General features: G+C 70.5%; 10 protein-coding genes, 1 pseudogene and 1 riboswitch. Of the genes and pseudogenes, 4 read left to right on the forward strand and 7 right to left on the reverse strand.

Features of this window, described 5'->3' with window-relative positions; translation table 11 throughout:
• Window positions 1-190: 190 nt before the first annotated feature.
• From G3I40_RS27135 to G3I40_RS27145, 3 genes are all read right to left on the reverse strand, one after another.
• Window positions 191-1,570, reverse strand: coding sequence for a trehalose-6-phosphate synthase (locus G3I40_RS27135; protein ID WP_164304855.1), 1,380 nt, complete (start codon window positions 1,568-1,570; stop codon window positions 191-193).
• An 89-nt stretch (window positions 1,571-1,659) separates the two neighbouring features.
• Window positions 1,660-3,738, reverse strand: a complete 2,079-nt coding sequence (locus G3I40_RS27140) for a DUF11 domain-containing protein (protein WP_164304857.1) — start codon at window positions 3,736-3,738, stop codon at window positions 1,660-1,662.
• 38 nt (window positions 3,739-3,776) lie between these two features.
• Window positions 3,777-4,751, reverse strand: a complete 975-nt coding sequence (locus G3I40_RS27145; protein WP_164304859.1) for a glucosyl-3-phosphoglycerate synthase — start codon at window positions 4,749-4,751, stop codon at window positions 3,777-3,779.
• 168 nt (window positions 4,752-4,919) lie between these two features.
• Window positions 4,920-5,048, forward strand: a riboswitch (SAM riboswitch).
• Between G3I40_RS27145 and thrC the strand changes: the two are divergent.
• The 4 genes and pseudogenes from thrC to groL all read left to right on the forward strand — a co-directional run bounded on the left by thrC (window position 5,042) and on the right by groL (window position 9,295).
• Window positions 5,042-6,377: pseudogene (gene thrC / locus G3I40_RS27150) on the forward strand (threonine synthase). (Overlaps the previous riboswitch by 7 nt.)
• 35 nt (window positions 6,378-6,412) lie before the next feature.
• Window positions 6,413-6,688, forward strand: coding sequence for a ubiquitin-like small modifier protein 1 (locus G3I40_RS27155; RefSeq protein ID WP_164304863.1), 276 nt, complete (start codon window positions 6,413-6,415; stop codon window positions 6,686-6,688).
• A gap of 441 nt (window positions 6,689-7,129) precedes the next feature.
• Window positions 7,130-7,336 carry a cold-shock protein gene (locus G3I40_RS27160; RefSeq protein WP_164304865.1) on the forward strand — a complete coding sequence of 69 codons (207 nt, stop codon included), beginning with the start codon at window positions 7,130-7,132 and terminating at the stop codon, window positions 7,334-7,336.
• 333 nt (window positions 7,337-7,669) lie between these two features.
• Complete coding sequence (gene groL / locus G3I40_RS27165; RefSeq protein ID WP_164304867.1) at window positions 7,670-9,295, forward strand: chaperonin GroEL; 1,626 nt, start codon at window positions 7,670-7,672, stop codon at window positions 9,293-9,295.
• A gap of 89 nt (window positions 9,296-9,384) precedes the next feature.
• On the opposite strand, the gene G3I40_RS27170 is transcribed toward groL, so the two are convergent.
• From G3I40_RS27170 to G3I40_RS27185, 4 genes are all read right to left on the reverse strand, one after another.
• Window positions 9,385-9,669: a hypothetical protein gene (locus G3I40_RS27170; RefSeq protein ID WP_164304869.1), complete on the reverse strand. Its 285-nt coding sequence runs from the start codon at window positions 9,667-9,669 to the stop codon at window positions 9,385-9,387.
• Between the two features lie 170 nt (window positions 9,670-9,839).
• Entirely contained in the window at window positions 9,840-11,327 is a 1,488-nt protein-coding gene (locus G3I40_RS27175; protein ID WP_164304870.1) for a PTS transporter subunit EIIC, read from the reverse strand.
• A gap of 51 nt (window positions 11,328-11,378) precedes the next feature.
• Entirely contained in the window at window positions 11,379-12,347 is a 969-nt protein-coding gene (murQ, locus tag G3I40_RS27180) for an N-acetylmuramic acid 6-phosphate etherase (RefSeq protein WP_164304872.1), read from the reverse strand.
• A 152-nt stretch (window positions 12,348-12,499) separates the two neighbouring features.
• A partial coding sequence (locus tag G3I40_RS27185; protein WP_164304874.1) for a MurR/RpiR family transcriptional regulator occupies window positions 12,500-13,258 on the reverse strand: 759 nt, incomplete at its 5' end.

The following is a 13,258-nucleotide window of genomic DNA, read 5'->3' on the forward strand; positions in this document are numbered from 1 at the left end:
GGCTTCTCGCGCAGTTCCCCGCGCCCCTGAAGCGACGACTTCGTCGCGCTCCCCCTGGAGGTGGCGCACGTAGTGCGTCCCTTCAGGGGCGCGGGGAACTGCGCGCCCAGCCCCCACCGGCCCGCACCCGCCGGCGAGGCAGCCCGCACCCGTCGGCGAGGCAGCCCGCACCCGCCGACGAGGCGCGCCCTCAGCCCCCCAGTGCCGCCAGCTGATCCAGGAACCACTGCCCGGGGGGCAACGCGGTCCCGGCGGCAGCCAACCGCTTCGTGCGCTCCGCCCGCTCGTCCTGCGCCATGTCGAGCGCAGCGGCCAGCGCGGCCGACGTCGCGCTGATGTCGTACGGGTTCACGACCAGCGCGTCCTCGCCGAGCTCCTCGTACGCCCCCGCCTCCCGCGACAGCACCAGCACGCACCCCGCGTCGGAGACGACCGGCACCTCCTTCGCGACGAGGTTCATGCCGTCGCGGATCGGGTTGACGAGGGCCACGTCGGCGAGCCGGTACGCGGCGAGCGAGCGCGCGAAGTCGTCCTTGACGTGCAGCACGACCGGCGTCCAACCCTGCGTGCCGAAGCGGGAGTTGATGGATTCGGCGGTCCGTGACACCTCGTCCGTGTAGTCCCGGTACACCGCGAGGTCCTGGCGCGAGGGGTAGGCGAACGCGACGTGCACCACGCGCTCCCGCAGCTCGGGGCGTTCCTCAAGGAGCAGCTCGTAGGCCCGCAGGCCCCGCACGATGTTCTTCGACAGCTCGGTCCTGTCCACCCGCACGATCACCTTGCGGTCGGCGCCGACCTGCTCCCGCAGCGCGGCGAGCCGCTCCTCGACGTCCGGGCGGTGCGCGCGCTCCCGCAGGAAGTCCGCGTCGGCGCCGAGCCCGTGCACCCCGATCCGGGTGCCCGACGTGCCCCCGAGGATCCGCGTACAGGACTCGGTGAACGCGTCCGCCCAGCGCCGGGTGAGAAAGCCCAGCCGGTCCGCGCCGAGCATGCCCCGCAGCAGTTGCTCGGCGATGTCGTCGGGCAGCATCCGGAAGTAGTCGACGGGCGCCCAGGGCGTGTGCGAGAAGTGCCCGATGCGCAGGTCGTCGCGGAGTTCGCGGAGCATGCCCGGCACCAGCGCCAGGTGGTAGTCCTGGACCACGACCGTCGCGCCCCGCGCGGCCTCCTCGGCCAGTGCCTCGGCGAACGCCCGGTTGTACGCCTCGTAGGAGGCCCACTGGCGGCGGAACTCCGGGCCGAACGACGGCTCCAGAGGCGTCTGGTAGAGCATGTGGTGCACGAACCACAGCACCGAGTTCGCGATCCCGTTGTACGCGTCGGCGTGCACGGCCGCGTCGATGTCGAGCATCCGCACGCCCGGTTCGCCGACCCCGCGCCGCACCGCCTCCCGGTCGCCGTCGCCGAGCGCGGCGCACACCCAGAGCTTGTCGTCGACGACGCTGAGCGCGGAGACGAGGCCGCCGCCGCCCCGCCTCGCTGCGACGGACCCGTCGTCCTCGACGACGTAGGAGACGGGGCCGCGGTTGGACGCGACGAGAACCTCAGCAGCACCATGCGTGGAAGCCATACCGCCACGCTAGCCCGGCCCGGAACCGTTCAAACGTACGGCCGGACCCCGTCAGGGATCCGGCCGTATACAACGCCCTCAGGAGCGGGTCAGTGCTTGCGTCCTCGCATCCCCGCGAGGATCAGCGCGCCGAGCCCGCACAGCGACACGGCGAGCCCGCCGTACAGCAGGGCGTCCGAATCGGCGCCGGTCTCGGCCAGCTCCGGACCCGTGGGCTGGTGCGAGGCCTGCGGCGGGGTCGGGCGGGCCTGCTGGCGCTTGGTGACGATGACCGCGGTGCAGGGGTCGTCGCCGCCGCGGGTGCGGGCCGAGCAGTTGGTGCCGGGCACCTCACCGGTCACCGGGATGACGGTGACCGCGCCGGGCGTGCAGGAGACCTTGACGTTCTCCTTGATGACGACCTTGGCGTGGGCGGGCACGGTGCCGCTCCAGCGGAAGGTCGAGCCGCTCCTGGTGATCGTCCCGGCCGAGGCGGTGGGGGTGCCGACCGCGCCCTTCGTGGGCCAGGAGATCGCGGCGTTCTTGCGCGGGTAGGCGCTGTCGTTGCGCAGGGTGATGGTGTCCTTGACCGTCGCGCACGGCGGAGCGGTGTTCGTCTCCGGCTTGTTCTCGATCTTCAGCGGCGGCGTCGGGGGCTTCGGCGGCGTCGGCTCCTCGATCGTCGGGGTGAAGCCGCAGTTCGGGTCCGTGGTGCCCTCTTCGCAGTTGGTGCGCGGGGTGTCCTCCGCCATCACGTCGTTGGTCAGCTTGCCGTCGCCGGTGAGCGGATCGTGCAGCGTGACGCTGTAGGTGATCGTCGCGGTCTTGCCGGCCGGGACGTCGCCGCGCCAGTTCAGCCGCGGCGCGTCGTACGTGACGGTGCCGATGTCGGCCTTGGCGTCCCCGTTGTAGGTGCCGTCGTCCAGGACGTCCCCGAGGTCGTCGCTGAGCTTGGCGCCCGGGTAGTCGAGGTCGCCGATGTTCTTGGCGGAGATCGTGTACGTCACCTTGCCGCCGGGGGCGACCTTCTTCGGCGTGGCGCTCTTCTTGATCTCCAGGTCGGGCACCGGCACGGAGAAGGCGAGCGCGGAGGGCACGTAGGTGTCGCCCCGGGTGCGGAACGTCAGATCGGCGGAGGTCGAGCCCTGCGGCAGCGCGGCCGACGGGATGATCGCCTCCTTCGCGTCGATGCTGAAGTTGTTGTGGTCGTTCGGGTCGAGCGCGCCGTCGGCGTGGCTGTCGAAGAAGTTGTTCGTGCCGCCGCCGTCGGGGTCCGCGATCCGCTCCCCGTTGACCAGGAACTGGTCGCCCGTCACGTTGGCGTCGCCCTCGTACGCGGTGACGCTGGCGCGCACGTTGCGGGTGCCCGTGCGGTAGAAGTCGTCGATGGAGATCGTGGTGTCCGGGTCCTTGGACTGCTGCACCACGTGGCCGCCGTACACGTAGACGTTGCGGCGGGTGGGCGCGTACTGGGCGTTGGGCGCGTCGTACTTGTAGACGACGGTCAGTGACCAGCCGCCGACGCAGCCCTTGCCGGTGGGCGCCCAGATGTCGCCGACCGCGATCGGGATGCGGCTGCCGGTCGTGACGCCGGCGAACAGCGAGGTGATGTCGGACTCGGCCGTGTAGTAGTGCGGGCCGCCGACCTCGGCCGGGGTGCGCACCGCGTTCTGCACGGTCACCTTGGACTCGGCGCCGCCGTTGACCCGCACCAGCGGCTGCGTGTCCAGCGGGCCGCTGTCGCCGGGCGAGGTGGCGAGGCCCGCGGTGTCGCACCGCTTGATCTGGTTGCGGCCCAGCTTGTACGTGCCGTCGTTGCCGCCCCAGAACAGGCGGGCGTACGCGACCGTGGCGCCGGGCGGGATCGTCACCTGACCGGTCGAGGAGTTCAGCACGCCGGTGCCGAAGCCGGCCGTGTCCGTGTACTGCATGTCGAACTGGTTGTTGTTCTCCGTCGAGGTCCCGGCCTGCGCGGCCCGGCACCGCGCCGCGTCGTCCGCGGGCGTGGACGGGCACCGCATGACGGTGTTGCCGAGGGTGATGAAGTCGCCGTACAGCGCTTCCTCGTACCGCTTGGCGAAGGGTTCGACGACGACGGCGGACGCGGGAACGGCCGCGGCGACGAGCGTCGCGGCGGCCGTTGCTGTGGCGGCGAGCGCCGCCATGCCCTTGAGATGTCTAAGCCACATAAGGGGCAATCTAGGCAGTAAGCATGATCATCCCGTGATTACGCCGCGCGACGCTCCGCATACTCACTGATTTCGGTCATCGGGGGACGTTCCTCCGTGTCGACGTCGTGGGTCCGCGGCTCGAAGCCGCTCTCGCCCCGCTCGAACTGCGTCAGTACCGGCCGGACGAGGTGCCCGCGCGCGAGCCGCAGCTGCGCGGTGCGGTAGATCGCCGCCGCCATCCGGCCCAGCGCCTGCCCGTCCTGGTGGCGGTGCCTGCGCACGCCCACGTCGACCTGGGCGAGGGCGTCCAGGCCCACGGTGTGCAGCGCGTCCACCAGGAGGCCCAGCTCGACCCCGTACCCGACCGGGAACGGCAGCTGCTCCAGCAGGGACCTGCGGGCCGCGTACTCGCCGCCCAACGGCTGGACGAATCCGGCCAGTCGGGGCCAGTGGAGGTTGAGGATCGGGCGGGCCATCAGCTCGGTGACCCGGCCCCCCTGGCCCGCCGTCCTGCCGGAGGCGGGCGAATCGAACTCGGTGCCCAGCGGCCGGTCGTACATCGCCTTCACGAGGGCGACGCCCGGGTCGGTGAGCAGCGGGCCCACGATCCCGGAGACGAAGTCCGCCGAGAACTCCTTCAGGTCGGCGTCGACGAAGCAGACGATGTCACCGGACGTGACCAGCAGCGAGCGCCACAGCACCTCGCCCTTCCCGGGGCGGGCCGCGATGCGCGGCAGGATCGTGTCCCGGTGCACCACGCGCGCCCCGGCCGCCGCCGCGACCTCGGAGGTGCGGTCCGTGGAGCCGGAGTCGACGACCACCAGTTCGTCGACGAGCGGCACCGCGTCCGTCATCAGCTCGCGCCGGATCGTACGGACGATCTCGCCGACCGTCTCCTGCTCGTTCAGCGCGGGCAGCACCACGCTCACGCTCTGGCCGGACGCACGTTTCGCGGCGATCAGCTGGTGCAGCGGTCGGTCGGCCACGGACCAGGATCGCCTGGTCAGCCAGCGCTCGACTTCTTCCAGCACGGTCTGCGGCTCCTCACGGGGGCGACGGATGTGATCCATCTCGCGGTTCGGACGACTATCTCAAGGGTCCAGGCCTTCGGTTACAGTCTTGAGCAAGGCCGGTGACCATCGCATGTCGGGGTGGCCGAGCCCGCGAGTGATCGACAACTGCTCCACACAACCGCATAGCGCTCATCCAGAGGGACAGAGGGAAACGGCCCGTTGAAGTCCCGGCAACCCTCCCGCCGACCGCGAGGTCACGGTGGGGAAGGTGCCAATTCCGTCTCGTGGCGAGATGCGTCGCGAGGAAGATGAGGAGAAAGGGCCTCGCCTCTCATGGCTGCACAGACCATCGCCACCGAAACCGCCGCCACCGCCCCGACGGACTCCGTCGATCTGGGCCCCGCGTCCGGCCTCTCCTGCCGCGAGTGCGGCGCCACCGTCCCGCTCGGACCGGTCTTCGCCTGCGCCGAGTGTTTCGGACCTCTGGAAGTCGCCTACGACCTGCCGGCCGGTGACCCCGAGGCGCTCCGCAAGCAGATCGAGGCCGGCCCCGCCAACATCTGGCGCTACGCCCCCCTCCTGCCCGTCCCGGCCGACGTCGCCGAGAAGCCGAACCTGAACCCGGGCTGGACCAAGCTCGTCAAGGCCGACAACCTCGCCCGCGAACTCGGCGTCGCGGAAGGGAAGTTGTTCGTCAAGGACGACTCCGGCAACCCGACGCACTCCTTCAAGGACCGCGTCGTCGCCCAGGCCATCGAGGCCGCCCGCGCCTTCGGCTTCACCACCCTGTCCTGCTCCTCCACCGGCAACCTCGCGGGTGCCGTCGGCGCCGCCGCCGCCCGCGCCGGCTTCCGGTCCTGCGTGTTCATCCCGCACGACCTGGAGCAGGGCAAGGTCGTCATGGCCGGTGTGTACGGCGGTGACCTCGTCGCCATCGAGGGCAACTACGACGACGTGAACCGTTTCTGCTCCGAGCTCATCGGCGACCCGCTGGGCGAGGGCTGGGGCTTCGTGAACGTGAATCTCCGTCCGTACTACGGCGAGGGTTCCAAGACGCTCGCGTACGAGATCTGCGAGCAGCTCGGCTGGCGGCTGCCCGACCAGCTGGTCATCCCGATCGCCTCCGGCTCGCAGTTCACGAAGATCGACAAGGGCCTCAAGGAGCTGATCGCGCTCGGCCTCGTCGAGGACAAGCCGTACAAGCTCTTCGGCGCCCAGGCCGAAGGCTGCTCGCCCGTCTCGGTCGCGTACAAGGGCGGCACGGACGTGGTCCGTCCGCAGAAGCCGAACACGATCGCCAAGTCGCTCGCGATCGGCAACCCGGCCGACGGCCCGTACGTCCTCGACATCGCGCGCCGCACCGGCGGCGCGGTGGAGGACGTGACCGACGAGCAGGTCGTCGACGCCATCAAGCTGCTCGCGCAGACGGAGGGCATCTTCGCGGAGACGGCCGGCGGTGTGACCCTGGGCGTCACGAAGAAGCTCATCGAGGCGGGCCTCATCGACCCGTCGCTGACCACGGTCGTGCTGAACACGGGCGACGGGCTCAAGACGCTGGACGCGGTTGCCGACTCCTCTCAGGCGACCGCGACCATCCGCCCGAGCCTGGACGCGTTCCGCGACGCCGGCCTCGCCGCCCACTGAGTCAACTGGACCTGTAAGCACCGGGAGTCACCAGCATGAGCGTCAACGTCCGCATCCCCACCATCCTGCGCACCTACACCGGCGGCAAGGCCGAGGTCCCCGCCGAGGGCGCCACCCTCGCCGACGTCCTCGCGGACCTGGAGAAGAACCACACCGGGATCGCCGCCCGCGTCCTCGACGACCAGGGCAAGCTGCGCCGCTTCGTGAACGTCTACGTCAACGACGACGACGTGCGCTTCGAGCAGGGCCTGGAGACGGCGACGCCGGACGGCGCCGGCGTCTCGATCATTCCCGCCGTCGCCGGCGGCTGATTCGGCGAAGATCGCCCGACAGCACGCACCGTCATCTGAATTGCCCCCTCCGCGAGAGAAGCGGAGGGGGCAATTCTGCATGGTTGAGCGCGGTACAGTTGGGGAAGTTGCTGCCTCCCCGTACGTGGTGCATGACGGGCGCATATGAGTTCTCGCGCGAGACGCGACAAGAAGCAGCCAAAGTGTCCGGCCCATTCGGGCCTTTTATGGCATTTACGCGGCCCGACTTGCCCTGGGATCCGGCGAGTTGGCCCGATTCCCCCGATCGGGCGTGCCCAGAATTCTCGTCCGATTGACCTGTTGCAGACGGCAGTTGGGCAGATACATTCAGCCGCGGTCGACGCGTTCCGGCGCACACCCCCAAACCCTTTGGGGAGTGAGGTCTGACCCGGGACCGCGAAGTGCGGTCTCGCGCAAGGGCCAGTAATAGGGGAGTTAGGCATGGCTCAGGGCACCGTCAAGTGGTTCAACGCGGAGAAGGGGTACGGCTTCATCGCGGTCGACGGTGGTGCGGATGTATTCGTCCACTACAGCGCGATTCAGATGGACGGCTACCGCACCCTCGAAGAGGGTCAGCGAGTGGAATTCGAGATCTCGCAGGGCCAGAAGGGGCCGCAGGCGGACATGGTCCGCCTGGCCACCAGCTGAAGCCGACGTCGCGTCCGACTGCACGCTTCGTAAGAGTCGAAGGGTCCGTGTCCCCCGTCAGGGGGCGCGGACCCTTCGTGCTGCGCGGGGTGCGACCCGTGCGTGGCCTGGGGTTATGTGGTACGGCCTTGCACTCGCAGGGGGCGAGTGCTAATCATTGGGCTTAGCACTCTCCGCGTGAGAGTGACAGGCAGTACCTCTTCAAAACTTGGATCGGGTCGGTGAGGTCCGCAGGCCGGGTGGGGCAAGGAACCACAAGGGCTGCAGGCCGTCCGTCGCGGGCACCAGCACGGTCCGTTTGCGTTTCCACCCCGTCCGGGAGGACCACTTCACATGGCCAAGATCATCGCGTTCGACGAGGAGGCACGGCGCGGCCTCGAGCGCGGCATGAACCAGCTCGCCGACGCCGTCAAGGTGACCCTGGGCCCCAAGGGTCGCAACGTCGTCCTCGAGAAGAAGTGGGGCGCCCCCACGATCACCAACGATGGTGTGTCCATCGCCAAGGAGATCGAGCTCGAGGACCCGTACGAGAAGATCGGCGCCGAGCTGGTCAAGGAGGTCGCGAAGAAGACGGACGACGTCGCCGGTGACGGCACGACGACCGCGACCGTCCTGGCCCAGGCGCTCGTTCGCGAAGGCCTTCGCAACGTCGCCGCCGGTGCCAACCCGATGGCCCTCAAGCGCGGCATCGAGAAGGCCGTCGAGGCCGTCTCCGCCGCTCTCCTCGAGCAGGCCAAGGACGTGGAGACCAAGGAGCAGATCGCTTCGACGGCCTCCATCTCCGCCGCCGACACCCAGATCGGCGAGCTCATCGCCGAGGCCATGGACAAGGTCGGCAAGGAAGGCGTCATCACCGTCGAGGAGTCGCAGACCTTCGGTCTGGAGCTCGAGCTCACCGAGGGCATGCGCTTCGACAAGGGCTACATCTCGGCGTACTTCGCCACCGACATGGAGCGTATGGAGGCGTCGCTCGACGACCCGTACATCCTGATCGTCAACTCGAAGATCGGCAACGTGAAGGACCTCCTTCCGCTGCTCGAGAAGGTCATGCAGTCCGGCAAGCCGCTGCTGATCATCGCCGAGGACGTCGAGGGCGAGGCCCTGTCGACCCTGGTCGTCAACAAGATCCGTGGCACCTTCAAGTCCGTCGCCGTCAAGGCCCCGGGCTTCGGTGACCGCCGCAAGGCCATGCTCGGCGACATCGCCATCCTCACCGGTGGCACCGTCATCTCCGAGGAGGTCGGCCTCAAGCTGGAGAACGCCGGTCTCGACCTGCTCGGCCGCGCCCGCAAGGTCGTCATCACCAAGGACGAGACGACGATCGTCGACGGCTCCGGTGAGAGCGACCAGGTCCAGGGTCGCGTCAACCAGATCCGCGCCGAGATCGAGAACTCGGACAGCGACTACGACCGCGAGAAGCTGCAGGAGCGCCTGGCGAAGCTCGCCGGCGGTGTTGCGGTCATCAAGGCCGGTGCCGCGACCGAGGTCGAGCTCAAGGAGCGCAAGCACCGCATCGAGGACGCCGTTCGCAACGCGAAGGCGGCCGTCGAAGAGGGCATCGTCGCCGGTGGTGGCGTGGCCCTCCTCCAGGCCTCCGCGGTCTTCGAGAAGCTGGAGCTCGAGGGTGACGAGGCGACCGGCGCCAACGCCGTGAAGCTCGCCCTGGAGGCCCCGCTCAAGCAGATCGCCGTCAACGGTGGTCTCGAGGGTGGCGTCGTCGTGGAGAAGGTGCGCAACCTGGCCGTCGGCCACGGTCTGAACGCCGCCACGGGCGAGTACGTCGACATGATCGCCGAGGGCATCCTCGACCCGGCCAAGGTGACGCGCTCCGCGCTGCAGAACGCCGCGTCGATCGCCGCGCTGTTCCTCACCACCGAGGCCGTCATCGCCGACAAGCCGGAGAAGGCGGGCGCTGCCCCGGCCGGCGGCGGCATGCCGGGCGGTGACATGGACTTCTGATCGACCCCGGTCGATCGACTGTCCTACGTACCGAGGGCGGTACCTCCTCTTCGTGAGGGGGTACCGCCCTCGGGCGTTGACGCCCGCGCTCAGCGCGACGAGAGGGGCGACTCCTGATAGCTGGCCCAGGCCTCGCGTCCGGCCTGGGCCGCGCTCTGCGCCTGGTGGAGGGCGCGGGAGGCCAGCTCGGCCGGCGGCACCTCCCAGCCCCCGGTCCACGTGCGGCCCGCCCTGGCCACCTCGTAGACCATGATGCCGACGCCCGCGGCGGCGACGAGCATGCCGACGCCGGTCATCGCGGCGCCGGTCACCAGGCGCCGCTGGTCCGGGCGGAACTCGCTCCAGGAAATCTTGGAAAGGGTGCTCTCAGCCATGGGGTCAGGATGCGGGAGGGCGGGGCCGGGCGCATGCCGGGAGGCGCCGTGCGGGATACAGCGCCCCGTCGCCGCGCCCGGCGTCCATAGCCGGGCGAGTGGGGACTTCCGGACACCGCCGGGCACGGCCGACGCGTCCTGAAGTCCCCACTCGCCCACGCGGGAAGGCGTCAGACCCTCGCCGGTTCCTTCGTCCCGGGGGCCGCCGGCCCCGCGGGGGCCTGCCCGGTGTCGGCGCCGCCCTCGGCGTCCACATTCAGTTCGAGCAACATCTGCTTGCTGAAGCCGAAGAAGTACGTGGCGAGGAAGCCGACGGCGTAGCCGACCAGGAGGCCGCCGCCGTAGACGGCGATCGTGGTGCCCAGGCCGTGGTTCCCGTCGAGGAGCGGGAACAGGGCCCAGCCGGACGGGCCGATGGCGGTGGAGCCGACCTTGTCGCCGATCATCGAGAAGAAGCCGACGAACGCGCCGCCCGCCGCGCCGCCGACGCACGCCGTGACGAACGGGCGGCCGAGGGGGAGCGAGACGCCGTAGATCAGCGGTTCGCCCACGCCGAGGAAGCCCGCGGGGAGCGCCGACTTGATCGTCGTACGGATCGACTTGTTGTTCTTGAGGCGCTTGAAGACGGCGATCGCACAGCCGACCTGGCCCGCGCCCGCCATCGCCAGGATCGGCAGCAGGACCGTGTAGCCCTGCTGCTCGATGAGCGTGGTGTGGATGGGGATCAGCGCCTGGTGCAGACCCAGCATGACCAGGGGCAGGAACAGGCCGCCCAGCACCAGGCCCGCGAACGCGCCCGTGTTGTCGAGGAGCCAGTTGGCCGCCGTGCCGATGCCCGTGGAGACCTCGCCGGCGACGTACATCAGGCCGAAGATCGTGACCAGGCCCGAGATCAGCACCGTGAGGGTGGGCGTGACGAGGACGTCCAGCGCCTCGGGCACCCACTTGCGGCACCACTTCTCGACGTGGACCGCGAGGACGGCCGCGCCCAGCGCGCCGAGCACGCCGCCCTGGCCGGGGGAGAGCTTCTGGCCGAACGCCGTGATGTTCGCGACGCCCGGGAAGACGATGATGGCCGCCACCGCGCCGCCGAGGATCGCGGTGCCGCCGAACTCCTTCGCCGTGTTGTAGCCGACGAAGACGGCGATGAGCGCCATGAAGCCGGAGGCGAGCGCGGCGAGGGCGGGGGTGACGGACGGCAGCCACTCCAGGTTCACCAGCAGGCCGTTGATGCCGGCGATGATGCCGCAGCCGATGAGCGCCGGGATCAGCGGCACGAAGATGTTGGCGATGCGGCGCAGGAAGAGCTTGAACGGGGTGGCGTTCCTCGCCTTCCTAGCGGCCCTCAACTCGGCGCCCTGCGCGGCCAGTTCGTCGGCCGTGATCTGCTGGGCGGGCTTCTCCTCGGCCACCAGGGCCTCGAACTCGGGCGTGACCCGGGCGACCTTCCCCGGGCCGAGGACGATCTGGTAGGTCTCGTCCTCGACCACGCCCAGTACGTCGGGGAGGGCCTTGAGGGCCTCGTCCCGGACGAGCGAGCGGTCTGCGAGACCCAGCCGGAGCCGGGTCATGCAGTGGGCTACGGAGGTGACGTTCGCGGCGCCGCCCACGAGGGGGAGGATCGAGGCCGCCACGTCGCGGTTCTTGTTCTCAGCCATGGTGCGTGCTGCCTTGCTGTGCGGATGGTGCTCGGGGGGGGTGTACGGGGATCAGGTGCGCGCGGCCGCCGCGAGAGCGGCACGCAGGTGGCCGTCCGACTCGCTCAGGAGGCGGGCGGCGGTGGGGCCGTCGACCTCGCCGAGGACGACGAGGATGGCGTTCTTCACCTCCCCGTCCGTCGCGGAGAGCGCGGCCTCGATGGCGGCGTCGTCGGCGCCCGTGGCCAGGGAGACGATGCGGCGGGAGCGGGCCCGCAGCTTCTCGTTCGACGCGCGTACGTCGACCATGAGGTTCCCGTACGTCTTGCCGAGCCGGATCATGGTGATCGTCGAGAGCATGTTGAGGACGAGCTTCTGGGCCGTGCCCGCCTTCAACCGCGTTGATCCGGTGAGGAGTTCGGGGCCGACGACGACCTCGATGCCGTGGTCGGCGGCGGCCGCGAGGGCGCTGTCCGCGTTGCAGGACAGGCCGATGGTGAGCGCGCCGCAGCGGGCGCGGGCGTGCTCGACGGCGCCGATCGCGTACGGGGTGCGGCCCGAGGCGGAGATGCCGACGACCACGTCGTCCGCGGTCAGGTTCAGCGCGTCGAGGTCCTCGGCCGCCAGCTCCTTGGAGTCCTCGGCCCCTTCGACCGCGGTGACCATGGCGCTCGGGCCGCCCGCGATCAGCCCCACGACCTCGGCCGGGTCCGTGTTGAAGGTGGGCGGGCACTCCGACGCGTCCAGGACGCCGAGCCGCCCGGCCGTGCCCGCGCCCGCGTAGATCAGCCGGCCGCCGCGCGCCATGCGCGCGGCCGTGCCGTCGATCGCGGCGGCGATCTGCGGGAGCTGGGCGGCCACGGCGGTCGGGACGGTGGCGTCCTCGCCGTTCATGATCTTCGCGATCTCCAGGGTGGACTGCTGGTCGATCTCGGCGAGCTCGGGCCGGAACGCCTCGGTGGTGAGGGTGGCCAGCTGGGCGCGGAGCTCTGTGTACGTGGCGTCGGTGGTGGCGGCGGCGTTCTGGGCGTCGGTGGACATCGTCGTCTCGGGGGCTTTCTGTGCGGGTGGGTGGGTGCCGGGTGCGGGTGCGGTCCGGTGGTGTCAGGTCCGTGGGGCTTCTCGCGCCGTGCCCCGCGCCCCCGAAGGCATGCGCTGCGCGCGGCCCTCCGGTCCGCGGGGCACGGTGGACGTCATGACCGGCTGCCCCGGGACGCGGCCCGGTGGCGGTGGGCCAGGGCCTCGTACGACGCGGACAGCGCGGGCGCCGCCGACTCGTAGTTGCGCTGGGCCACCCCCACGAACAGGCAGTCCACGACGAGCAGCTGACTGGTCCGGGAGGACATCGCGGCGGGCCGCAGCTCGCTCTCGCGGGCGATGGACGTGGTGAGGACGTGGTCGGCGTACTGCGAGACCGGGCCGTCCGGGCGGCCGGTGATCGCTATCGTCGTCGCGCCGTGCTCGAAGGCGACCCGGAGGGGTTCGATCACGTCGCCCGTCGCGCCCGAGTGCGTGATGGCGATGGCGACGTCGCCGGTGCGCAGGGTCACCGCGTTCGTGACGGCCAGGTGCGGGTCCGAGTGCGCGTACGAGATCTGGCCGATGCGCAGCAGCTTCTGCGCGAGGTCCTGGGCGACGAGGCCGGAGGCGGCCATGCCGTAGATCTCGACGCGGCGGGCGCCCGCGAGGGCGTTCACGGCGGCGCCGAGCTGGGCCATGTCCAGTCCGGCGGCGGTGTCGGCCAGGGTCTGCTGCTCGTCGTAGGCGAGCTTCGCGACCACGTCGGCGATCGGGTCGTCGACGGCGATGTCGGCGGTGACGGCGGGCGCCCGGCCGGACTGCTGCTGGGCGGCGAGCCCGGCGAGCGCCAGGCGCAGGTCGCGGTAGCCGGGGTAGCCGAGGATGCGGGCGGTGCGGACCACCGTCGCCTCGCTCGTGCCGGTGAGCTCGGC

The sequence above is a fragment of the Streptomyces sp. SID14478 genome (assembly GCF_010548525.1).
Classification (GTDB): domain Bacteria; phylum Actinomycetota; class Actinomycetes; order Streptomycetales; family Streptomycetaceae; genus Streptomyces.

What these genes read in the sequence shown, in the direction of transcription:
- G3I40_RS27140 (WP_164304857.1), bottom strand. Translation starts at nt 3,738, where the DNA reads ATGTGGCTTAGACATCTCAAGGGCATGGCGGCGCTCGCCGCCACAGCA.
- murQ (WP_164304872.1), bottom strand. Translation starts at nt 12,347, where the DNA reads ATGTCCACCGACGCCCAGAACGCCGCCGCCACCACCGACGCCACGTAC.
- groL (WP_164304867.1), top strand. Translation starts at nt 7,670, where the DNA reads ATGGCCAAGATCATCGCGTTCGACGAGGAGGCACGGCGCGGCCTCGAG.
- G3I40_RS27170 (WP_164304869.1), bottom strand. Translation starts at nt 9,669, where the DNA reads ATGGCTGAGAGCACCCTTTCCAAGATTTCCTGGAGCGAGTTCCGCCCG.
- G3I40_RS27175 (WP_164304870.1), bottom strand. Translation starts at nt 11,327, where the DNA reads ATGGCTGAGAACAAGAACCGCGACGTGGCGGCCTCGATCCTCCCCCTC.
- G3I40_RS27160 (WP_164304865.1), top strand. Translation starts at nt 7,130, where the DNA reads ATGGCTCAGGGCACCGTCAAGTGGTTCAACGCGGAGAAGGGGTACGGC.
- G3I40_RS27155 (WP_164304863.1), top strand. Translation starts at nt 6,413, where the DNA reads ATGAGCGTCAACGTCCGCATCCCCACCATCCTGCGCACCTACACCGGC.
- G3I40_RS27135 (WP_164304855.1), bottom strand. Translation starts at nt 1,570, where the DNA reads ATGGCTTCCACGCATGGTGCTGCTGAGGTTCTCGTCGCGTCCAACCGC.